Consider the following 20,976-nt stretch of genomic DNA (forward strand, 5'->3'; position numbering starts at 1 on the left):
ACCATATTTGTTAAATTTTGACGTAGTCCGAGTTATAGGCTCATTCTACAGTATCGTGCATACGAACCTTGACATAGTCCTTTTCATCTGATCTTGGACTATTTTCATCATCCTCATTGTCATCATCGCGATGGAGGTCCTTTTTCACAATTGTGTTGAATACAAAGTATTTCTTGACATAGGCCAGTATCTCTTCATCGGAAATACATGATACTCTTTTTTCATCGTTGTAGAGTTTTTGAATATCTGCCTGAATTGCCCGAAGACGCCTATCATCCTTACCTATTTCTATCTGAACATCCATAAGTTCATTAAGAGCATCCTGGACCTTGTATCTCAATACTTCTATTCCGGATGAGTCCCCTACAAGGAATATTCTTTGTCCACCTACAACTTCCGGTGGGAATGGCTCGTAGGTGAATGGGTTCTTAAGTACTCCTGCTGCATGGATCCCTGATTCATGCGCAAAGACATTCTTGCCGACTACGGATTTGTTCCTTGGTATTCTGATGCCTATCTCACTTTCCATGAACTTTGCGAATTCAACAAGGCAATCCAGGTTATACTTGTCAAAGCCTTCTACACGCCTTGCAAGGAGGAGAAGTTTTTCCATTTCCGCATTACCTGCTCGCTCTCCAATACCGAGGAAAGTCACATTTGACCAGTTTGCACCGTACCAGTAACCTGCAATGGAGTTGGCAACAGCAAGACCAAAGTCATCGTGGCAGTGCGTCTCGACATTCTTTGCTCCCAGCTGATCAATGAGGTGTTTGGTGATGGTGGGAATGCCAAATGGCTCGTCTACTTCAACAAAGGGCATTCCAAATCCTATTGTGTCGCATATCCTGATGGTACATTCAGGGTCGATCTCAAGTATCTTTTTCACAAGCGGATATACGAAATCGTTATTGTCTGCACGTGTCATATCTTCTACATGTGCACGTGTCCTTAATCCATGGTCCACTGCATACTGGAGTGCATTGAGGTATTTCTCTTCGGCAGCTTCACGGCTTGGAAGTCCCATCTTGTCGTATATGTGTGGGTCTGAAACAGACATGAGTATACCGGTTTCCTCAATACCGTCAACGCTGAGCACTATATCTATATCTGCAGGATTAGCCCTTGCCCAACCGGTGACTTCCGGGAACTCATATCCTCGGTCCATCATTAATTTGATGGCATTCCTGTCTCTCTCATTATAGACAAAAGATTCCAGCTTTTCGATGCCTATCTGGTGCAAATATTCATAAATCTGAATTTTATGACTGCTCTTCATGACGATTCCTGGCATCTGTGCCCCGTCACGTATTGTGCTGTCACTGATGGATACTTCCTGGCCAAGTGGTAATTTGATCTTGGGAAGGTCATCATAATCTCTGTACACTTTCATTCCATATCCTCCTTGGATTAATAATGTCCCGGAATGCGCTGATTCTCTTTTAGAAACGATGGATACCATTCTGGTATTAAAATGCGCGACATTCTAAATTCGGGTAATTCTTATTCAAATGATAACTCGTATTTATCCTATAGACAACTTTATCCTTAAAATGCTTTTCTTTTTTTTGATATTTTGGTAACCATCAAAATTATTTACTATACACTGACCATAACCGTACATCTTTATATTTTAAAATGATTACATGTTGTCTATGTGGAGTGTACTACTTCAAAAGTTTGAAAAGCATCCGGCACAGCAAAAAGTTCTCAGGGTCCTTTTTGAACGTGGTTTCCAGGTGAATGATGATGGAAAGGTGACATCCGGCAAGATCGAGATAGCACATACTCAGCTTGCAAAAGAAGCGGGTGTTGATCGCAGGGTAGTTGATTCTACTACCGAGACAATTCTCTCAGATGACCTTCTAAGAAAGATTTTCCAGAATGTAAGGTCCATACCATTCCTGCCTGATGTGGCTCCGTTGCTAGGCCTTGGTGTTATTATTATCACACCTGATGATGCTGCCAGTACGGGTATACTTTCCAACGTATCTTCGGTTATCACGGAACATAATATAAGTATCAGACAGGCTGTTTCAGATGATCCCTTTTTCACAAATGAGCCAAGATTGACTATAATTACAGATTCCAAGGTTCCTGGAAGCATAGTTGAGAAGTTGCTTGCACTGGATTCTGTAAAAGGCGTCAGTATATATTGATCTTCACAATACTGCCTTTGTAAATGCACGGAATACCCTGAACAGGCTTCTTGAATTTACGGGGTTCAGTAGTTTTTTAATAAGGATGGATGGATGGTCCATGTCTCCGTAGTGTGTGATGGTTTCAAGGATTGCAGGATCGTTCATGGAGCCTATGAGTTCGTCAAGTTCTCCGTCTTCAAGTCCCCCTATGAAATCATGGATTTTCATGCCCATTGCAAGTTCTTTTCCTATCCGGGCCCGCCATCTTTGCTCATACTCTGAGAGCCTCTTGTCTGACGTATCATTTTCCAGTGCAGCCTTGGCGGCAACCTCTCCTGCGATCTTTGCACATACTGCTCCGGTGTATATTCCGCCTCCTGATGTGGGCTTGACCTGCCCCGCGGCGTCGCCTACTATGAGCGTTCCGTCACAATAGGTCTTTTCAAGTGGTCCAAGTGGAATGCCTCCCATTACAATGTCAAGTTTTCCACCTCCATATCCGCAAGCCAGATGTTTATTTGTTCTCAGGAGTCTGTCAAGTTCGGCTATTGCTGATTCGCTACTGCCATCAACAGCAAGTCCTATGCGTGATACATCTTCATTTACAGGTACTGTCCAGGCAAAGAATCCGGGAGCCTGTGAACCCACGAAAAGTTCTACGAAATCCGGGTTTTGGGATCTGTATGGTGCTTCTATCTGTATACCTGGCAGTACCTTCTTTACCTGCCCGAGACCTGCCATCCTGGCAATGTTGCTGCGCACGCCGTCTGCACCTATCACTACCTTTGAACGTATTGTCTGCTTGATGCCTTCCCGGACGATCTGAACTTGCTGCATTCCATTACTTTTCTCAATACCCGTGGCTCTTGTATTGAGGCAGATATCAACTCCCTGCTCTGCAGCCATGTTTGCAAGTCTGCGGTCGAACATTTTTCTGGAAACCACGTATGCCTTTGTTTCCCTTCCATCGATTGGGAGGTATGCTCCGTTCATGGGGTGAATGAAGGCACCACGTACCTTATTGAACACAAAATCATCGGAAGGTTTCACATCACATTCTGCTAATGCTCTTTTACTCAAGAGTCCTGTGCATCCTACAGGTGAACCTATGGCTGCATGGTCTTCTACCATTAGTACAGTAGCTCCATTCTTTGCAGCATATCTTGCAGCGGTGGAACCTATCGGCCCCCCGCCCACAACAACAACATCATATTCCTTAGCTATCGTGCTCATTTTCCTTCAATACAATATCAATTATATCTTTAAAATTGTTTAGTACGTAATCCGGTCTTTCCGTATCAACTATGTCTCCAGCATCATTTGAGTCACCATATCTGGCGTATGCCGCTATCATGCCGATCTGCTTTGATGGCACAATATCCCGTCTTAGACTATCTCCTACAAAAAGAGTTTCATGGGGCTGAAGGCCCATTGAATCAAGTGCGTAGTAGAAAGGTGTATGCGATGGCTTTTTTTCTCCGGTTATATCAAATGTGACGAGGGGGTCAAAGTACCTGCACAACCCTACCTTTCTGATTCTGGCCCTTGTATTCTTCCTATTGGCATCAGTGAGTACTCCAAGTGGTAGTCCAATGCTTTTAAGTTTGCAAATAGTCTCTTTTACTCCCGGGTAAAGCTCAATGTTTCGGACCTTCTCATTCTCGTATATGTTACAACATTCTATGAATCGGTCATCGGTGAATATTTCGTAGTCTCTCAGGTAATCACTGATATTATCCAGGTCCTCAAAACCATGTTTATCTCTGCGGAAATAGCCAAAAAGTTCCTCCGGTTCACCTGTGCCTATGTAGTCCACGATAATGGAGCATGCAAGCATCTTTGCTTTTACAAAATCGAAAAGAGTATTATCCATATCAAAAATAATGCCTTTAATTTCTTCTCTTTTCATCATTCTGAACTCACCCGGTGGAATTTTTCATTGTATTTAGTAAACCAGAATGTATTTTTAGCTTATATCTTAGCTTCCTACTGATTTAATCACTTTGTTAATAAGAAATCTTTTTATATGGGTTATATTTATATAAGTAACATGATAAAGTTTCATTTGAAAACTTCTTCAGAGGGAATATCATGGCCACAGGAGCAAAACTTGAGCAGACAGAAGAGTATGATGCACGAATAAAAGCATTCACCACTTGCGATGAATCTTCTATCAAAAGAGAAGACGAAGGTTTCTATTCCACATGCGGACAAGCTTTCATACGTCTCAGATAATTGATCTGATAGTTCGATACATCATTTCACTGTTCTTTTGAATGGTCATATCTTCTGATCATTTCTCTTTTTATCTGTGGATCAAACTTTGTATTTCTTATGCAAGTCTGTCTGACATATTCTTATAATAGTTGAATAGTTCCTCTCCCCATGAAATAGCGGCAGGTTCAGAACTTGTGATCATGCAGTTGTTGTATCTGCCATTCTTTTCCAGGAGCGCCAGTGAAAAGGATCTGTCGGTTACAGTGATGGCCAGTGGTTTCACATTTTCTCTGTAGATAAAGACGTTCGATCGTTTATCTTTGAAAAATAGATCCATCTCTCTCTCATATTCCTCCTTCAATGATATGAAAATGGGATTATCACTTTGCAGAATAGTAATGTCTGATCGAATCTCACCCTTAATTATCCTGTATACCTCTTCGGTAATTATCATATCCAGTTTTGTTCCTCTCTCCATCATATCTGAAAAGATTAGAAGCTGAGCTGGATGATATATCGAGATAAAGACCATGATCCTATCTGAGCCATCTATTCTTGTGAGCATCTCTTCCTGTTGCTCGAATACGTTTGGAAGATTTGGCTCAAGGACTTCACAATGGCCAAGTTCACCTATTCTGTAAAGCAGTTCCTTTGGTATGGATTTAAGGTCATGTTCCAGCCAGTATTTTCCATAGTACTCATGTGCCTTAAGGGTCATCAGAAAACGATCCATATTCTCAACGATGACTTCTCCCATGGTGGTAAGGCTGCAGTTGCCTTTCTTATAGGTTACCAGTTCCCACTCATCAAGTTTCTTTATCTGGGGTATCATTGACTTCCAGGGGAAATCAAAGGCTGCCTTGATCTCATCCGTATTCTTTGCTCCATCTTTCAGAAATAACAGCAAATCCTTTCTTTTTTCAGAAAGGAATAAAGTGTCGAGTAAAGAAGATTGCATTTAACTCCCAATTGTATCTTGCTCTTGAATGCATATATAATCATTGAAAAAATGTTTCATATCATATCTACTAAGCATAATGGTGTATTCCAGGGACGTTGTATTTTTCTCATCGCATTGGAACATTCGGGTATCTATGGTTATGCCCTACTGGTTTTGGCTATATGGAATCGGGAACAAAATATATATTGAGGGATGGGACCTCGGGAGGAATCTTCTTATGAAATACACCAGAACAATATTATTAATTGCAGCTTTTTTCATAGCAGGCTCTGCTCTTTTCATATCTGGAGCTTTGGCTGCAAATGGTCCGTATATGGGCGGAACGGACGTATCTGTATCATCCGCGGAAACAGGCATACAAAAATACGAATTTTTAATAATCAGAATAGTCACTCCTGAATCGATGGAGGTCGCAGTAGGTGATACTGTAACCTGGAAGAACCTGAAGAGACCAAAGATTCCGGTTGTGCTTGTGAGTGATGATGGTTTGTGGGATGACCAGACTCTTTCCTACGGTAGGATATTTTCCTACACCTTTGAAGAAACGGGTATTTACACTTTCAGTGCAAAGGATAATCCTGCAATAACCGGAACTATTGTGGTTACAGAAAGGAAGATGGAATCTGTAGTTGACGCCCCTGCCAGGGAGGATATGATGGTACCCATGCCGGTGCCCATAATGGGTGACGGTACCGGTGAGCGTGTCAGGCAAATGGAACAGTCTCAGGAGCAGATGCAGCAACAGGTAATGACTCGTATTAATCAGTTCCTTATCACTCGCGTAACAACACCAAATTCAATGGAGGTTCATGCAGGTGACACTGTGATCTGGAAGAATCTGAGGAGACCAAAGATCCCGGTTGTGCTTGTGAGTGATGATGATCTTTGGGACGAACAGACTCTCTCCTACGGTAGGATGTTTTCCTACACCTTTGAAGAACCTGGTATTTACACCTTCAGTGCAAAGGACAATCCTGCAATAACCGGAACCATTGTGGTTACAGAAAGGAAGATGCAATCTGTAATTGATACTCCTGTCAGGGAGGATATGGTGATGCCTATGCCGGTACCAATAATGGATGACGGTACCGATGAACGTGTCCAGTCAATGGAGCAGATGCGGGAGCAGCAACAGTCAATGACTCGTAGTAATGAGTTTCTTATCATCCGTACAGTAACGCCTGAACTCATAGAGATCGATGCAGGTGAGATGGTTACCTGGAGAAATCTGCAGAGGCCGAAGTTTCCCTTTGTGCTTGTGAGTGATGACGGTTTGTGGGATGATCAGACCATCTATTATGGTAAGGTCTTCTCTTACACCTTTGATGAGCCGGGTATTTACACCTTCAGTGTGGTGAATAAGCCTTCTATCAAGGTTACTGTCGTGGTGAAATAAGTTAATGAAAAGAAAATTCTCCTTTCTTTTCTTTTTTAGACCACTTGCTTAGTGGAACATAAGTTCCAGTTCCTCTTCAAGACCCATGTCCACAAGTGGGTTGTATCCATGGGTACTGCCCTCTACTCCATAGAATACCTTTGGTTCCTGAGCTTTGTCAAAACTGCGCTGTGCCAGTTCATAGGGTATGATGCTGTCATTGAAGGAGTGGAACATGACGAACCTGCGTGGTGTTATCATATCAAGATAGTTGTCCGGGTCAATAGAACTGTAGAATATGTAGTCTTCTTCATCCACAAACTCGCTCTTTCCAATTGTATCAATGTTGTATCCTGCTGTACTTATGGTTACGACACCTTTTATTTCTGGATCGATCGCAGTTGCTATGATTGCAAACCTGCCACCATTACTAAGCCCTAGCATGGCAATATCGTCGCTGACTTCGGATTGAGCTTTAAGCACATCAGCAGCCATCAGGGCATCATGCACCATCATATATTCCACTGGTTCATTTCCATTGCTGAAAAGCTCAAGGTCTTGCTCTGGATCCACAGCTCCAAGGTTTCTTTGGTCAATGGTTATAGAGGCATATCCCATGTCAGCAAGAAGCGTAGGTATGGCAGTCTGTTGCTCCTTTGTAACTCCTGCCCCCGGGAGGACAAGAACACCTGGTACTTCATTTTCAGATCTGGGTATTCTCATCATTCCACTAATTTTCTCACCGCGACTTTTGAAACTTACTGAACGGATAATAGTGTCCGCATGTTCTCCTGCTGATGTTAGTTGTGATGTTTCATATTCCAGATCATCTAAATTGTAGGAAAGGGTCTGATTCTCTGAAACAGACCAATCCTGTTCATCAGAATCAATAAAGGTGCCTAGTATTCCAGCCATAATTAGAATAATTCCCAGAATAAGAGTGATTTTTCTATCCGGTCTGGAATTCAAAGTAGGGGTTTGCCTTTTGAATTTTTTTCCTGTTCTCTTGCTCATACTATCAACCAAAAACAGTATTCACGGGCCTGCCGGGAATCGAACCCGGGTTCTAAGCTCCGGAGGCTAAAGTGATATCCACTACACTACAGGCCCATCATTTCATTAGTAAACTGATTCTGGATGTTTTTCATTGGAGATAAATTTGCTGCAACAACGGACAGAGGCTCCTATTTCCTGCGTAGTACACTTTCATTGAGTGGATAGTATGAAGTTGCAGAGTTGATGAGTTCCAATGCAGTATTCCTTTCAAAGGATGTCACTTCGACCCGAACACCTGATGCCTTCAGATGATCTACAAGGGCAGTGAAATCTCCGTCGCCACTTACCAGTACCACAGTGTCAACTTTATGGGCTATAGATATTGCATCTATGGCAATTCCCATGTCCCAGTCTCCTTTGGTGGAGCCATCGGGCCGGATCTTCAATTGCTTTGTCCTTATTTCCCATCCGGCAGTTTCCAGTATGTGTTTGAAACCGGATTGGTCCACACCGTCAGTTTCTACCACATATGCGATGGCCCTGATAAGTTTCCTGCCATTTATGGCGGTGTTCAGCAATTTATAGTAGTCAAGCCAGTCATCATAGATATTTCTGGCAGCATAGAACATGTTCTGTACGTCCGCAAATACGGCAATTCTTTGGTCTGAGGGCACTGTGGTCCTATTGTATTGAGCAGGTTGCATAAGATAACTCCAATACTCTTGTATTATTTCAGGCTTCGATTATAGTTTGTGCCCAATATTGTATGTTTTAGCACAAAGCATGCGTTATTCTTAAATATCACAATTGTGTACTATATGTATTCACAATTGTGAACCAAGTTTGCCAAGGTGGCGGAGCGGCTACGCAATCGCCTGCAGAGCGATACCATCCCGGTTCGAATCCGGGCCTTGGCTTGAGGTATTTTTTAAAATACTTATTTTGTTTTTATCACCTATTACAGGTCGGATCATGAAAGTAAAATTACCATCCGGTGAAACCGAAGAAATGGATGTAGGATCACTTACTGTTGAGGAGTTGCTGTTCAAGCTGGATATCAGCCAGGGAGAAGTGCTTGTATCAAGGGATGGTCATATCATTCCAGTGGATGCAATACTTGACAACGGTGATGAAGTTCGGATAGTGCAGGTTGTTTTCGGTGGCTAACCCGAAAATCTGTCATGCAGTTTCATTCTCTTCTTCTTCTTCTTTTTCTGGTAGTAACTCTGGCATTGAAGGCGGGATGTCTGTTATCCTTTCTCCACCTGAGTAAATATTCATCTTTTTGCTTCTCACAAAACCTACAATTGTAAGTCCACGGGATCTTGCAATATCAACTGTAAGTGTCGTGGTAGCTCCTCTTGAAACAACGATCGGGATATTTGCTATCAGGCATTTCCTGGCCATCTCGGATGAGATCCTGCCGGAACAGATGATGTATGTACTGGAAAGGTCGATGTTGTTCTCAAGGGCGTAGCCTATTATTTTGTCAAGCGCATTGTGCCTGCCTATGTCCTCAACAGCATACATCCTTCCATCGCTATTGTACAGGGCAACCACATGTATTCCTCCGGTCAAAACATGAAGCTGGGAATCAAGGCCTTCTTTTACGGAGTTGCGTATGGTTTGGGAATCAATGGTAAGGCTGGATCTGATCTCAGGAAGTTTGGCGATGTCAAGATAGGACATTGTTCCGCCACAGCCACTTAGAACAGTTTTCTTTGAGGCCAGTATCTTGAAAGGATTCGTTGTCAGCACGCTTGCATTGCTGTCTTCTATCTTAATAGACTCAATCTCATCTATGCCCTTGATGATGCCTTCCGTGTAAAGAAAACCAATAACGAATTCCCGAAGCATGTCAGGACTTATCATCGCTGTAAGTGCCTGCCTTCCATTCACTTTGACAGCAAGCGGCATTTCCTCTATGACCGGATGCTTTTCCAGTTCAAAAGAAGCACCATCTCCTTTTATACAATCTATTTCCCTGTACATTCATAGTCTCCTTGTCAATTCTTCCATTGTATCTATCAGAAGATCAACTTCCTCTTTGCTGTTATACAGGTAGAGACTTGCCCGTACCGTACCGCTCTTAAGTCCCAGATGTTCCATAAGGGGCTGGCAGCAATGCTCGCCTGACCTGACCATGATAGCTGCTCCCTCATCAAGAATATGCGCCACCTCGTGAGGATGTAATCCTTCAACGTTAAAGGATACAACTCCTATTCTTTCGGAGTTGTCTTCGGGTCCGTAAACAGTTATACCTTCAATATCACGAAGTCCTGTGAGCATTCTTTGTGTGATACTATCTTCGTGCCTTTTTAGATTCATCATTCCTGTGTCTTCAAGATATTCCACAGCTCTGGCAAGTCCTATCATTCCTGAGATATTCGGGGTTCCTGCCTCGTACTGCTGATATCCTTCTGCAAGGGTGTAATCATCTGCCGATACATTTGCTATCATACCACCGCCAAGCAACAGCGGTTTGATCTCCTCCTCTTTCATCCACAGAACTCCTGTTCCTGTGGGTCCGAGCATCTTATGTCCTGAAAAACAGAGGTAATCGCAGTCTAGCTTATTGACATCAATGGAGATGTGGGGGACTGACTGTGCTCCATCTACAAGCAATTTAGCTCCATTTTCATGGCAGATGGCAGCTATCTCTTTTACCGGTTGCAGGTTTCCCAGGACATTTGAAGCATGGGTGATAGCGACCAGCTTTGTATCTTCATTTATTGTGGCTTCGAAATCTCCCATGTCAAATGAACCCTGACTATCCGTTCGTATAACTGAAACGTCTACGCCTCTGTTACGCAAGCGCATCCACGGGAGATAATTAGAGTGATGTTCAAGGATAGTGGTGACCACATTGTCACCTTTGTTCCAGCTGGTTCCACAGGCAACCATGTTGATGGCTTCTGTGGTATTCTTCGTCAGGACCGTTGTGCCGTTTTCCCCTCCAATGAACCGGGATATCCTCTGGTGTGCGTGCCAGTATTTCTGTGAAGTCATATTCGCAAGGCGATGCACCCCTCTTCCAACATTGGCACGGTAATGCCTTTCAAATTCATTCATGGAGCTGAGCACCTGCTCAGGAGAAAGGCTGGTTGCGGCATTATCCATATAGGATATGTCTTCAAGGATCGGGAAATCGTTTCTTATATTCTCTACGTTTAGCATATAAGTCCATCCTGACATGACGCAGCTAAGTGAATGTACTCATATTATGTTTTATCTTCACCATGAAGACATTGCTGGTTATCTTCACGTAATTGACGGCAAATGCAGCATATCCTTTCTGCAAGGTCATCAACAGTACCAGCTTTCATATCTTCTGCAAGAATGTGTATGGATGCTTTGACATCCTCGTCAAATACTATTCTATAACCTCTTTTCTTGGAGAGGTATTGTGAAACTGCCGAAGGCGCCATGTCCAGTTCCCGGGCAATTTCCTGTTGTGAAAATCCGCAGTTAACAAGCTCTTCTGCAATCGCTGCTCTGATGGCAGGCAACACGTCCCAGACTATCATTTGACAGGGTAATTTCATTATATTTGCTTCCTATTAATTATCGATTGGTTGTTTCCAATAGATCCTAACTCACAATTGTGAATGAGGTCTCAATCTTAAAAGTCTTTTCTTTGTCCTTTGTTTCAATCTTTCACTCATGCAATAGTCTTATATATTGACAATTGTTAACTAATAATTCACAATCGTGAACTGATAGTAAATGCACGATAATAATGTCGTATTCAGCCTAAAAATGCTTACTATTAACTGGCAGCTAAGGTGCGACAAGAGGTATTCCCATGGATATCAGAGTACAGAAAACATTTGAAGCGCTATTTGCCCTTGAAGACGTCCGTGAGACGCTGCGCCAGTCACTTCCAGGTTCGACTGGTCCTGCAGACATGGATGAGTTCAATGGGCAGATAAGGCATATCAGGTCGATATTAGACGATCTGGAAGCTGGAACTGGCGTTCCCAAGGTCACTAGGATCGGTGGAACGCTTGGTATTCGAAGCCGAGAGGAAGAATACGTTAACATCCAGCCAATACAGGCAGCAGGAAGACTAACCCCCGAGGCTCGCAAGGCACTCATTGCATATGGGGATGGATACTCTACTTGTGACAGTTGCCGCAAGCCCTTCAGACTTGATAAGATATCCAAACCACCAATTGCTGATTTCCATCAGGAACTTGCAGCATTCCTAAACATGGATACAGCCCGGGTAGTTCCAGGAGCCAGGAGGGGATTCCAGGCAGTCACTTCAAGTCTTGTGAAACCAGGGGATCCTGTGGTCGTCTCTTCACTGGCGCACTATACTGAGTTCCTTTCAGTGGAGGCAGCAGGTGGTATTGTGAGGGAAGTTCCTCTCAATGAGAATAACATTATCACAGCCGATGCAGTGGCAGACAGGATAGAGGACGTTACTGCTGAAACCGGAAAGGTTCCTTCACTTATAATGATAGACCATTTCGATTATCAGCTTGCCAATGAGCATGATGTCAATGGGATTGGTAAAGTTGCTCACCAGTACGATATTCCTTTCCTCTACAACGGGGCATATACAGTAGGTGTGATGCCCGTGGATGGGAAGAAGATCGGCGCTGACTTCATAGTTGGCTCTGGTCACAAGAGCATGGCATCTCCTGCACCGTCAGGTGTCCTCGCAACGACTGATGAATGGGCTGATGTGGTATTCAGGACAACCCAGATGACAGGTGACCTTACCAAACGTAAATTCGGGGTCAAGGAGGTCGAGATGCTTGGATGTACTCTTATGGGTTCAACCTTGATGGCAATGATAGCTTCTTTCCCAACAGTGAAAGAGCGTACGCATAACTGGGCTGAAGAAGTGAAGAAATCCAATTTCCTCATTGACAGGATGCTTGAAATAGAGGGAACTGCGGTACTGTCAGAGTATCCAAGAAAACACGCACTTTCAAAGGTTGATACCACAGGAAGTTTCGATGTGGTTGCAAACTCCCATAAAAGAAGAGGTTTCTTCTTCTCAGACGAACTCTCAAAGAGGGGAATAGTGGGAGAGTTTGCCGGAGCAACCCGTTCATGGAAACTCAGTACCTATGGTCTTTCATGGGAAAAGGTGCATTATCTTGCTGATTCTCTTGCGGAGATTGCAGAAAAGTACGAAATAAAGGTCAACAGGAATGATTAGATCCTCATGCCAGAGGATTAACCTTTTCTGCTTTGCACGGGAAGATAAAAAACATGTTAAGTGAGGATGAACTGGAGCGTTATGCCCGACAGATCATGCTTTTTGGTGAGGATGGCCAGAAGCACTTAAAGGATGCCAGGATCTTTATTGCAGGGGCAGGAGGGCTTGGATGTCCAGTTGCACTTTATCTTGCAGTTGCCGGTGTAGGGCATCTGAGAATTGCTGACCGTGACTATGTAGAACAAACGAACCTTAACCGACAGGTCCTGCACTGGGAACCGGATATCGGGAGGGAGAAAGTATCATCTGTTGCAGACAAACTTCAAGCTGTCAATCCTCACATTGATGTAGAAACAGTTCATCTGACAATAGATGAATCCAATGTAAGGGAGCTGGTGGGTGACGCGGACCTTATAGTTGATGCCATGGATAATTATCCTATCCGTTACCTTCTCAATCAGGTTGCCTACGAAAAAGGAATTCCGCTTATCCATGGTGCCATCCGTGGTTTTGATGGTCAGGCGATGACCATTATTCCCGGAGAAAGTGCATGTTTTAACTGTGTTTTCCCAACTGCTCCGCCAACGGAAGTATTTCCCGTTGTGGGTGTGACTCCGGGTATAATCGCCATGATACAGGCTAACGAGGTTATCAAATATCTGCTTGGTAAAGGAAAGCTTCTGGCTAACAGGTTGCTTATATGGAATGGCCTTTCCTCAGAAATGGAATCCATGAGGATATCCAAAAGGCCTGATTGCAAGGTCTGCGGTAGTACGGATAAGTTACAGGACTGATCACCATGATAAAAATTACACATGATGACTTTGATATAAACGAAATGATCTCTCAGGCAAAGACCTCTAAAATGGGTGCCATGGTCACCTTCCTTGGAACTGTCAGGGATGATGATATCGACCAGCTACACTTTGAGGCTTACGAAGAAGTAGCCAACAAGGAGCTTGAAACCATCTCCGATGAAGCCTTTGGGAAATTTGACATCGAAAGTGTGGATGTCATTCACCGTATCGGGGAATTATCCGTGGGTGAGAATATACTGCTTATAATTGTAGGTGCAGGGCATCGTAAGGAAGCATTCGATGCATGTGAGTATGTACTTGAGAGAATAAAGGAAAGTGTTCCAATATGGAAAAAGGAGATCGGCAATTCCGGTAATCGCTGGATTCCCGGAGAAGCCTATAAATCCTGATATTTCATTTTTGACAAAATCTAAATATCAAGCATTCTCTGGATTGCCAGGCGTGCTCTGTCTGCAACATCCTCTGGTACTGTTACTCTGGGTGTGAGACTCTTAAGTGAGTTGTACACTTTTTGAAGGTCTGTTCTTTTCATATTGGTACATATGGCCTGCGAAGATAATGGATAGCATAATTTATCCGGGCAGTCTTTTTTCATCCTGTGGAGTATCCCTACTTCCGTTCCGATTATGAATTCTTTGTTACTGCTCTTGCAGACATGTTCTATCATGCCGGATGTTGAAAATACATGGTCTGCCATGTCAACAACCTCTGCCCTGCACTCGGGGTGTACGAGGACTTGTGCATCGGGGTGAAGTTGGCGTGCCGTATTCACATCTTCAGGTGTGATCCTGTCATGTACAAAGCAGAATCCTTCCCATGGAAGTACCTTTTTGTCTGTGAATCGGGCTACATAACTGCCCAAGTTTTTGTCAGGTACGAAAATAATCTGATCGGCATCAAGAGATTCAACCACTTTTACGGCATTAGAAGATGTGCAGCAGATATCACTTTCAGCCTTCACTTCTGCTGTGGTGTTCACATAACATACCACTGCTGCATCGGGGAACCTTTCCTTGAGGACGCGGAGTTCTCCTGCTGTTATCATTTCAGCCATGGGGCAGTTTGCATCTGGTGCAGGTAACAGCACTGTCTTTTCAGGTGAAAGAATGGCTGCTGTCTCTGCCATAAAGTCAACTCCGCAAAAGACAATTACATCAGCACTCTGGTTTGCTGCCTTTCTGGCAAGTTCAAGGGAATCCCCTGTGAAGTCTGCGATATCCTGCACTTCTTCTATCTGGTAGTTATGAGCAAGTATCACTGCATTGCGTTCCTTTTTGAGCTGCAGTATCTTCTCTTTGAGTGATTCCGTGTCAAGCGTCGTTCTTTCGATATATGTCATGATCAATACCTAATTTGCTATCTCTATTTTCAGTTTGCATTGATTATTTAATGCGATAAGTTCACAATTGAGAATTGTATTTATTGTTATATACTTTTTCCCATTATTTTCAGACCATATATTTTTTAATAATAACTTAATATAATTGGTTGGCATACTCTTTACAAAATAAATTGATAGTTGCTTCAACAAGACTGCAGCAATTACCAATGAGGTAAAAAAGTGATCTACGATATGTACTTCCTTTCCCCTGAAAGTATAAGGCTTGAGATAGAGCACGTATTTCAGGATGATCGTTTCAAGGGTATGAGGCCTTTGTTTTTTCTCCATCATTAAACATGGAAAAAAATTCAGATAATGTTGTGGAAATCATCAAGGAACTTAAATGTGCCAATGATGTTTTTGTCCTTCTTGAAGAACCTTATCTTCGGCCAATAGTCCCGGATGAATATTCTAATCATGTGGCTATACATAGAGTTGAGAATATCTGCAACATGTTCATAGAACCCAGTGTTTTGGATGGATATCTGGATTCATGTACTTTTTTTGTGTTGCCTGGCTGGATAGATAACTGGCAGGAGAATATTCTGGACTATAATATGTGTGGTAAGGATTCAAGATCATTTTTTTCTCTTAATTATTCATCCATTCTTGTCGTGGACACAGGATTTTATCCTGACCTAAAAAGTAAAATAGAACAATTCTCAGAGTTTACAGGTCTTCCTTTCAAGGTATTGCCTGTAAAAATTGATTATTTTGTCTTGTTCATTGAGAATCTCATTCTTCGGTGGAATATCGGGAAAAAGCAGAACCAGTTAAAATCATCCAACAAGAAAGTTGCTTCTTATGCCATGTCTCTTGATTTTGTTAGAAAAATGGCTGATGTACCTGATGAAGCTGAAGCTGTGGATTCTATATGTACATTGTTCAACATGATGTTTGCACCTGAAAATATTGTATATCATTCTTCTACTGATGCTGGGGTGGATGTTTGTGTTTTTAATTCATCTGGCATAGGGGAAGAGTTGATCAACTCATTTAAGCATTCAGATGCAAGCTATATGGTTTTCGATCCTGGCAATAGTTTTGCTATCAAGATATCTGCCAGGGATGAATTGTTGGGAATTGTGGAAGTCTGCAATATAGCTTATCCGGAGAATATTGAAGAATATCTCGGCATTGCTCTGGATATCGCAAAGGCTTCCAGTCTGACACTATCGAATATAAGGCGTTATGAGGAATTATCCCGATCAAGAAAACAATATGCTGATCTTGCCGACATGTTCCGAACAACAAATCGTATTTTAAGCCATGATATTGCAAATAGCCTGCAAGTAGTCACTTCAGCACTAGATGTCTATGTAGATTCAGAAGAGGGTCACTTTATTGACATGGCTATGAAGGCTGCACATAAAAGTATTTCATTAATAAGGGAAATGCAGGACCTTGATTCTGCCTATTCTATTGACAGTGCCCTTAGCATCAATACAGTCAAGGATTTCATAGTTAATGTAGTCGATAGGTATGGTATTCCCTTTTCTATTAATGGGAATTGCCTGGTGCGGATAGATGCAGCATTTGCTTCTGTTGTTGACAATATAGTCAGTAATGCTATAGTCCATGGGGGATCGCACAAGATATGTGTCAATATCAAAAAGATTGATGACATATGCAGGATAGAGTTTGTGGATGATGGTATTGGTATTCCTGATGACATAAAGCTTCGGGTATTCGATGAAGGTTTTAAATACGGCGAAACGGGTCACACAGGATTTGGATTATTCATTGCAAAAAAGACAATTGAACGCTATGGTGGTACTATTCATGTGGAGGACAATTCTCCAAAAGGTACAAAATTCATTATCCAGTTGAGTGTAGCTACTGTGGATAGTACTATGAAATAAAAATAAAGTAAAAGAAGATGAAATAGTTACAGACGCATCTGTAATGAAGTAAGAGAGATAGTTATTGATAACAATAACTATACTTTCTTAATTCTGTAGTACTATTTCGATGTTGATGTCCTTTGGAACACGAATGCGCATTAACTGTCTGAGTGCTCTCTCATCGGCTGCAATGTCGATAAGTCTCTTGTGCACACGCATTTCCCAGTGATCCCAGGTTGCGGTACCGTCACCGCTTGGACTCTTCCTGACAGGTACTACCATCTTCTTTGTAGGCAGTGGAACCGGTCCGGATATGCTTACACCTGTACGGTCTGCAATAGCTTTTACCTGATCGCAAACACCGTCAAGGTTTACAGGGCTGATTCCTGATAATCTTATTCTTGCTTTTTGTGACATGTTCATCTCCTAAAAAATGGAAATGGGGGTGTCTTATTTCTGCTTGACACTTATGCACATGCCTGCGGCAATGGTCATACCCATATCACGGATAGCAAACCTACCGAGCTGTGGAATTTCCTTAATAGGCTCAATTACCATTGGTCTGGTTGGCTTGATGGTTACGATTGCTGCGTCACCGGCTTTGATGTATGTTGGGTTCTCTTCCTTGACCTGACCTGTCTTTGGATCCAGTTTCTTGTCAATGGACATGAGAGTACATGCAGTCTGTGCGGTGTGGCAGTGGAATACTGGTGTGTAACCTACTGTGATAGCGGATGGGTGCTGGAGCACAACAATCTGTGCGCTGAATTCATCAGCTACCGATGGTGGTACCTCAGATGGTCCACAAACGTCACCTCTTCTGACATCTCCCTTTCCTACGCCTCTGACACTCCATCCGATGTTGTCCCCAGGTACTGCCTGTGGGATTTCTTCGTGGTGCATCTCAATTGACTTTACTTCTCCGGTTGAACCGCTTGGCATGAATGTGACATTCTGGCCCTTCTTCATGATACCAGTCTCTACTCTGCCTACAGGCACAGTTCCGATACCTGAGATGGTGTATGCGTCCTGGATTGGAATTCTGAGTGGAAGGTTGTCTGGCTTATCTGGTTCCTGGAGCAAGTCGAGTGCCTCAAGAATGGATGGGCCCTTGTACCATGGAGTGTTTGCGCTTGCTTCCTTGATGTTGTCGCCTTCGAATGCGGATGTTGGGATAAATGGAATCTCAGATGCCTTGAATCCTACCATGCCGAGGAGCTGACCAACTTCTTCCTTTACAGCGTTGTATCTGTCTTCGCTGTATTCAGCTGCGTCCATCTTGTTAACTGCAATGATGAGCTGGTTGATACCAAGTGTTCTTGAAAGGAACACGTGCTCCTTTGTCTGAGCCATTACACCATCAGGTGCTGCGACTACAAGGATAGCTGCGTCTGCCTGGGATGCACCGGTGATCATGTTCTTGACGAAGTCACGGTGACCTGGACAGTCTACAATAGTGAAGTAGTACTTAGCGGTGTCAAATCTCTTGTGAGCGATATCGATTGTGATACCTCTTTCACGCTCTTCCTTGAGTGAGTCCATTACCCATGCAAATGCGAAAGATTCTTTTCCCTTTTCTTTTGCTTCTGCCTTGTACTTCTCAATCATGTGAGCAGGTACTGCTCCAGTTTCGAACATTAATCTTCCAACAAGTGTTGACTTGCCGTGGTCAATGTGACCGATAACTGCTAAGTTCATATGTGGTTTCTCAGCCATTTTCATATCTCCTTTAGTTAAATTATATATGTATCAGTTTGATTTGCCATAATAGGTCTTTTTACGTTTAAACCTTTCTGATGAAATAGGATTTTTGCAGCAAAAAGCTGCAAATCTCTATTTACATGCTCATGAAATCAGATGCTTGTGGAAGGTCCTTCTTAAGTCCTTTCCTTTCTCTGATGCCACTAACAACTTCCCCTGTCATGTTTGCTGGAAGTGTGTCAAATCCTGCGAACTCGGTACTCCACATTGCGCGGCCTTCTGTTGCAGATCTGATGTCTCCGGCAAATCCGAATAATTCGGATACAGGTGCACTTGATTCAATGATGGTCATGTCACCTTCTGATGTCATATCAATAATAGTTCCACGGCGTCCCTGGATCTCCTTGGTTGCGCCACCCATGTTGTCCTGTGGGACCTGGATGAATACTTTCTGATATGGTTCAAGAAGTGTGTCATCTGCCATTAGCATTGCTGCCTGGATACCCTGTCTTGATGCAGGTATTACCTGTGCTGGTCCTCTGTGGACAGCATCCTCGTGTAACTTTGCATCAACGAGTTTGACCTTTACACCCATGCATGGTTCTTTTGAAAGAGGTCCTGCCTTCATTACTTCCTGGAATCCTTCAAGGATAAGTTCCATGGTTTCATTAAGGTGCTGGATACCCTTTGTGACATCAATGTAAACGTTGCTCTCGAATATGTCTGCAATACCCTTTGCTTCTTCTTTGGTAAAGCCAGCTGCCATGAGCTTTTCTCTTCGCTCAACTTCAGGCATACGCATTGATATTTCGCCAGCTTTGATAAGGTCTCTAACTTCCTGCTCAAGAGGCTCGACTGTAACGTAGAATCTGTTGTGTCTGTTTGGTGACTTTCCTTCTACCGGTCCAGCACTGCCACGAATGGTCTCACGATAAACTACAAGAGGTGGTGTTGTTGTGATCTCTACGTTCTTGTCACGCTCAATTCTGTGAGCAATAACTTCGAGGTGAAGTTCACCCATACCAGCCATTAAGTGCTCGCCAGTTTCTTCGTCAAGTGTGATCTTAAGTGTTGGATCTTCCTTTGCCACCTGTCTTAATACTTCGACAAGTTTTGGAAGGTCCTTCATGTGCTTTGCTTCAACAGCAACAGTAACTACAGGTTCACTTGCGTGGGTGATGCTTTCGAAAGCTTCCATACCTTCAAGGGTGGTTACTGTTGAACCGACAATAGCATCTCTAAGGCCTGTTACAGCTGCAATGTTTCCTGCAGGGATCTTTTCCACTTCAAGTCTCTTTGGACCCATGAAAACACCGACCTGCTGAATTCTGTTAGTTCTTGAAGCACCAGATACGTAAACTTCCATACCACGTGAGAGTGATCCGCTGAACAACCTTCCAGTTGCTACTTCACCAGCATGTGGGTCCATTGTAATATCTGTAACCATGAACGCAAGATCTCCATCAGGGTTTGCGTTATTCATGGATTGAGCAATCTCGGATTCCTTGTCTCCGTGCCAGATCGCATTGATCCTACCTTCCTGTGCTTCAAGAGGGGATGGAAGGAACCTGATTACCATATCGTTGAGAACTTCATGGAGTGGGCACTTTTCTGCAAGTTCCTTTATTTGTTCAGGATCATCTGATTTATTGTAATCATAGATCTGCTGGAAAGTGACACCGGTCTTCTGCATCATTGGTACACTGATAGCCCAGTTGTACAATGCTGAACCGAAAGCAACAGTACCTTCTGCTGCGTCAACTTTCCATCCTGCCTTGTAGCGCTCTTCGTTCATACCTTTGATGAGCTTGTTTACGTGGTCGATAAGCTTGCCGAGTCTGATCTGCATTTCCTGTCCGTCGACCTGCAACTCATTGATGAGACGGTCAACTTTGTTTATGAACAGAACTGGCTTGACGTGCTCTTTCAATGCCTGTCTGAGAACAGTCTCTGTCTGTGGCATTGTACCTTCTACAGCATCAATAACTACAACAGCACCATCTACAGCACGCATTGCACGAGTAACGTCACCACCAAAGTCTACGTGACCTGGTGTGTCAATAAGGTTAATGAGGTATTCCTCGTCATTGTACTCGTGGACCATTGAAACGTTTGCGGAGTCAATGGTAATACCTCTTTCCTGTTCTTCTTCATCAGAATCTGTCCAGCATGCATTACCTGCAAGTTCTTTTGAGAGCATGCCTGCGCCTGCAAGGAGGTTGTCTGATAAAGTTGTTTTTCCGTGATCAATGTGCGCAACAATACCAATGTTGCGTATCATCTTTGGTTGACTCATGAGACCTGCAACACGGTCAACCATTTTATCATTTCTAGCCATGTTAACTACCTAATCCTTATTTACTAACTGC

Annotated in this window: 21 protein-coding genes and 2 tRNA genes; 9 read left to right on the forward strand and 14 right to left on the reverse strand. The window is 43.1% G+C overall.

All coding sequences use genetic code 11. The features are described 5' to 3' along the window. Positions 1 to 40 precede the first annotated feature (40 nt). Positions 41 to 1,390, reverse strand: a complete 1,350-nt coding sequence (locus V7O66_RS00120; RefSeq protein ID WP_406660966.1) for an isopropylmalate synthase — start codon at positions 1,388 to 1,390, stop codon at positions 41 to 43. 262 nt (positions 1,391 to 1,652) lie between these two features. Between V7O66_RS00120 and V7O66_RS00125 the strand changes: the two genes are divergently transcribed. Beyond that, the gene (locus V7O66_RS00125; RefSeq protein WP_406660967.1) at positions 1,653 to 2,156 is read left to right on the forward strand and encodes an amino acid-binding protein; all 504 of its coding nucleotides are present in this window, start codon (positions 1,653 to 1,655) and stop codon (positions 2,154 to 2,156) included. Between the two features lie 3 nt (positions 2,157 to 2,159). Here V7O66_RS00125 and V7O66_RS00130 read toward each other — a convergent pair whose 3' ends face one another. Next, positions 2,160 to 3,371: an NAD(P)/FAD-dependent oxidoreductase gene (locus V7O66_RS00130; protein WP_406660968.1), complete on the reverse strand. Its 1,212-nt coding sequence runs from the start codon at positions 3,369 to 3,371 to the stop codon at positions 2,160 to 2,162. Then, positions 3,355 to 4,050, reverse strand: coding sequence for an HAD family hydrolase (locus tag V7O66_RS00135; protein WP_406660969.1), 696 nt, complete (start codon positions 4,048 to 4,050; stop codon positions 3,355 to 3,357). Before V7O66_RS00135 ends, V7O66_RS00130 begins: the two co-directional genes overlap by 17 nt. 179 nt (positions 4,051 to 4,229) lie before the next feature. Here V7O66_RS00135 and V7O66_RS00140 point away from each other — a divergent pair, with 179 nt between their 5' ends. Further along, positions 4,230 to 4,373 (forward strand): hypothetical protein, encoded by a 144-nt coding sequence (locus V7O66_RS00140; RefSeq protein ID WP_406660970.1) that lies wholly within the window; start codon positions 4,230 to 4,232, stop codon positions 4,371 to 4,373. A 97-nt stretch (positions 4,374 to 4,470) separates the two neighbouring features. Here V7O66_RS00140 and V7O66_RS00145 read toward each other — a convergent pair whose 3' ends face one another. Beyond that, positions 4,471 to 5,313: a helix-turn-helix transcriptional regulator gene (locus V7O66_RS00145; protein WP_406660971.1), complete on the reverse strand. Its 843-nt coding sequence runs from the start codon at positions 5,311 to 5,313 to the stop codon at positions 4,471 to 4,473. 220 nt (positions 5,314 to 5,533) lie between these two features. Here V7O66_RS00145 and V7O66_RS00150 point away from each other — a divergent pair, with 220 nt between their 5' ends. Continuing rightward, complete coding sequence (locus V7O66_RS00150) at positions 5,534 to 6,712, forward strand: hypothetical protein (protein ID WP_406660972.1); 1,179 nt, start codon at positions 5,534 to 5,536, stop codon at positions 6,710 to 6,712. 48 nt (positions 6,713 to 6,760) lie between these two features. Here the strand turns inward: V7O66_RS00150 and V7O66_RS00155 are convergent, their stop codons facing one another. From V7O66_RS00155 to V7O66_RS00165, 3 genes are all read right to left on the reverse strand, one after another. Next, positions 6,761 to 7,606 carry an alpha/beta hydrolase gene (locus V7O66_RS00155; protein WP_406660973.1) on the reverse strand — a complete coding sequence of 282 codons (846 nt, stop codon included), beginning with the start codon at positions 7,604 to 7,606 and terminating at the stop codon, positions 6,761 to 6,763. A gap of 123 nt (positions 7,607 to 7,729) precedes the next feature. Further along, positions 7,730 to 7,801 (reverse strand) — tRNA-Arg (locus V7O66_RS00160). A gap of 74 nt (positions 7,802 to 7,875) precedes the next feature. Continuing rightward, positions 7,876 to 8,391: an NYN domain-containing protein gene (locus V7O66_RS00165; protein ID WP_406660974.1), complete on the reverse strand. Its 516-nt coding sequence runs from the start codon at positions 8,389 to 8,391 to the stop codon at positions 7,876 to 7,878. A 141-nt stretch (positions 8,392 to 8,532) separates the two neighbouring features. Here V7O66_RS00165 and V7O66_RS00170 point away from each other — a divergent pair. Together V7O66_RS00170 and V7O66_RS00175 are read left to right on the forward strand one after the other, a co-directional pair. After that, a tRNA-Cys gene (locus V7O66_RS00170) sits at positions 8,533 to 8,604 on the forward strand. Positions 8,605 to 8,659: 55 nt separating this feature from the next. After that, positions 8,660 to 8,854: a MoaD/ThiS family protein gene (locus tag V7O66_RS00175; protein WP_406660975.1), complete on the forward strand. Its 195-nt coding sequence runs from the start codon at positions 8,660 to 8,662 to the stop codon at positions 8,852 to 8,854. 12 nt (positions 8,855 to 8,866) lie between these two features. On the opposite strand, the gene fdhD is transcribed toward V7O66_RS00175, so the two are convergent. The 3 genes from fdhD to V7O66_RS00190 are packed head-to-tail and all read right to left on the reverse strand — an operon-like array spanning position 8,867 to position 11,232. Next, the gene (fdhD, locus tag V7O66_RS00180) at positions 8,867 to 9,679 is read right to left on the reverse strand and encodes a formate dehydrogenase accessory sulfurtransferase FdhD (RefSeq protein ID WP_406660976.1); all 813 of its coding nucleotides are present in this window, start codon (positions 9,677 to 9,679) and stop codon (positions 8,867 to 8,869) included. Continuing rightward, complete coding sequence (locus tag V7O66_RS00185) at positions 9,680 to 10,882, reverse strand: aminotransferase class V-fold PLP-dependent enzyme (RefSeq protein WP_406660977.1); 1,203 nt, start codon at positions 10,880 to 10,882, stop codon at positions 9,680 to 9,682. 26 nt (positions 10,883 to 10,908) lie between these two features. Continuing rightward, the gene (locus V7O66_RS00190; protein ID WP_406660978.1) at positions 10,909 to 11,232 is read right to left on the reverse strand and encodes a transcriptional regulator; all 324 of its coding nucleotides are present in this window, start codon (positions 11,230 to 11,232) and stop codon (positions 10,909 to 10,911) included. Between the two features lie 260 nt (positions 11,233 to 11,492). Here V7O66_RS00190 and pscS point away from each other — a divergent pair, with 260 nt between their 5' ends. From pscS to V7O66_RS00205, 3 genes are read left to right on the forward strand one after another with little or no spacing between them, the layout of a single operon-like run. Continuing rightward, positions 11,493 to 12,863, forward strand: coding sequence for an O-phospho-L-seryl-tRNA:Cys-tRNA synthase (gene pscS, locus V7O66_RS00195; RefSeq protein ID WP_406660979.1), 1,371 nt, complete (start codon positions 11,493 to 11,495; stop codon positions 12,861 to 12,863). Between the two features lie 53 nt (positions 12,864 to 12,916). After that, entirely contained in the window at positions 12,917 to 13,657 is a 741-nt protein-coding gene (locus tag V7O66_RS00200; RefSeq protein ID WP_406660980.1) for a HesA/MoeB/ThiF family protein, read from the forward strand. Between the two features lie 5 nt (positions 13,658 to 13,662). Then, positions 13,663 to 14,070: a molybdenum cofactor biosynthesis protein MoaE gene (locus V7O66_RS00205; protein ID WP_406660981.1), complete on the forward strand. Its 408-nt coding sequence runs from the start codon at positions 13,663 to 13,665 to the stop codon at positions 14,068 to 14,070. Positions 14,071 to 14,090: 20 nt separating this feature from the next. Here V7O66_RS00205 and nadA read toward each other — a convergent pair whose 3' ends face one another. Beyond that, positions 14,091 to 15,020 carry a quinolinate synthase NadA gene (gene nadA, locus V7O66_RS00210; protein ID WP_406660982.1) on the reverse strand — a complete coding sequence of 310 codons (930 nt, stop codon included), beginning with the start codon at positions 15,018 to 15,020 and terminating at the stop codon, positions 14,091 to 14,093. Positions 15,021 to 15,358: 338 nt separating this feature from the next. Here nadA and V7O66_RS00215 point away from each other — a divergent pair, with 338 nt between their 5' ends. After that, entirely contained in the window at positions 15,359 to 16,924 is a 1,566-nt protein-coding gene (locus V7O66_RS00215; RefSeq protein ID WP_406660983.1) for an ATP-binding protein, read from the forward strand. A gap of 87 nt (positions 16,925 to 17,011) precedes the next feature. Here V7O66_RS00215 and rpsJ read toward each other — a convergent pair whose 3' ends face one another. The 3 genes from rpsJ to V7O66_RS00230 form a co-directional block, all read right to left on the reverse strand. After that, the gene (rpsJ, locus tag V7O66_RS00220; protein ID WP_406660984.1) at positions 17,012 to 17,323 is read right to left on the reverse strand and encodes a 30S ribosomal protein S10; all 312 of its coding nucleotides are present in this window, start codon (positions 17,321 to 17,323) and stop codon (positions 17,012 to 17,014) included. A 33-nt stretch (positions 17,324 to 17,356) separates the two neighbouring features. Continuing rightward, positions 17,357 to 18,622, reverse strand: coding sequence for a translation elongation factor EF-1 subunit alpha (gene tuf, locus V7O66_RS00225; protein WP_406660985.1), 1,266 nt, complete (start codon positions 18,620 to 18,622; stop codon positions 17,357 to 17,359). 121 nt (positions 18,623 to 18,743) lie between these two features. Then, a complete protein-coding gene (locus V7O66_RS00230) occupies positions 18,744 to 20,945 on the reverse strand; it encodes an elongation factor EF-2 (RefSeq protein ID WP_406660986.1) in 2,202 nt (733 codons plus the stop codon). Positions 20,946 to 20,976: the final 31 nt, after the last annotated feature.

The sequence above is a fragment of the Methanolobus sp. ZRKC3 genome (genome assembly GCF_045291275.1).
Taxonomy (GTDB): Archaea; Halobacteriota; Methanosarcinia; order Methanosarcinales; family Methanosarcinaceae; genus Methanolobus.

Bases quoted from the DNA above. Each gene is read 5' to 3' on its own strand.
- V7O66_RS00130 (WP_406660968.1), bottom strand. From the start codon at position 3,371: ATGAGCACGATAGCTAAGGAATATGATGTTGTTGTTGTGGGCGGGGGG.
- pscS (WP_406660979.1), top strand. From the start codon at position 11,493: ATGGATATCAGAGTACAGAAAACATTTGAAGCGCTATTTGCCCTTGAA.
- tuf (WP_406660985.1), bottom strand. From the start codon at position 18,622: ATGGCTGAGAAACCACATATGAACTTAGCAGTTATCGGTCACATTGAC.
- V7O66_RS00215 (WP_406660983.1), top strand. From the start codon at position 15,359: ATGGAAAAAAATTCAGATAATGTTGTGGAAATCATCAAGGAACTTAAA.
- fdhD (WP_406660976.1), bottom strand. From the start codon at position 9,679: ATGTACAGGGAAATAGATTGTATAAAAGGAGATGGTGCTTCTTTTGAA.
- V7O66_RS00140 (WP_406660970.1), top strand. From the start codon at position 4,230: ATGGCCACAGGAGCAAAACTTGAGCAGACAGAAGAGTATGATGCACGA.
- nadA (WP_406660982.1), bottom strand. From the start codon at position 15,020: ATGACATATATCGAAAGAACGACGCTTGACACGGAATCACTCAAAGAG.
- V7O66_RS00185 (WP_406660977.1), bottom strand. From the start codon at position 10,882: ATGTCAGGATGGACTTATATGCTAAACGTAGAGAATATAAGAAACGAT.
- V7O66_RS00125 (WP_406660967.1), top strand. From the start codon at position 1,653: ATGTGGAGTGTACTACTTCAAAAGTTTGAAAAGCATCCGGCACAGCAA.
- V7O66_RS00175 (WP_406660975.1), top strand. From the start codon at position 8,660: ATGAAAGTAAAATTACCATCCGGTGAAACCGAAGAAATGGATGTAGGA.
- V7O66_RS00145 (WP_406660971.1), bottom strand. From the start codon at position 5,313: ATGCAATCTTCTTTACTCGACACTTTATTCCTTTCTGAAAAAAGAAAG.
- V7O66_RS00165 (WP_406660974.1), bottom strand. From the start codon at position 8,391: ATGCAACCTGCTCAATACAATAGGACCACAGTGCCCTCAGACCAAAGA.
- V7O66_RS00200 (WP_406660980.1), top strand. From the start codon at position 12,917: ATGTTAAGTGAGGATGAACTGGAGCGTTATGCCCGACAGATCATGCTT.
- V7O66_RS00190 (WP_406660978.1), bottom strand. From the start codon at position 11,232: ATGAAATTACCCTGTCAAATGATAGTCTGGGACGTGTTGCCTGCCATC.
- rpsJ (WP_406660984.1), bottom strand. From the start codon at position 17,323: ATGTCACAAAAAGCAAGAATAAGATTATCAGGAATCAGCCCTGTAAAC.
- V7O66_RS00205 (WP_406660981.1), top strand. From the start codon at position 13,663: ATGATAAAAATTACACATGATGACTTTGATATAAACGAAATGATCTCT.
- V7O66_RS00120 (WP_406660966.1), bottom strand. From the start codon at position 1,390: ATGAAAGTGTACAGAGATTATGATGACCTTCCCAAGATCAAATTACCA.
- V7O66_RS00150 (WP_406660972.1), top strand. From the start codon at position 5,534: ATGAAATACACCAGAACAATATTATTAATTGCAGCTTTTTTCATAGCA.
- V7O66_RS00155 (WP_406660973.1), bottom strand. From the start codon at position 7,606: ATGGCTGGAATACTAGGCACCTTTATTGATTCTGATGAACAGGATTGG.
- V7O66_RS00135 (WP_406660969.1), bottom strand. From the start codon at position 4,050: ATGATGAAAAGAGAAGAAATTAAAGGCATTATTTTTGATATGGATAAT.
- V7O66_RS00230 (WP_406660986.1), bottom strand. From the start codon at position 20,945: ATGGCTAGAAATGATAAAATGGTTGACCGTGTTGCAGGTCTCATGAGT.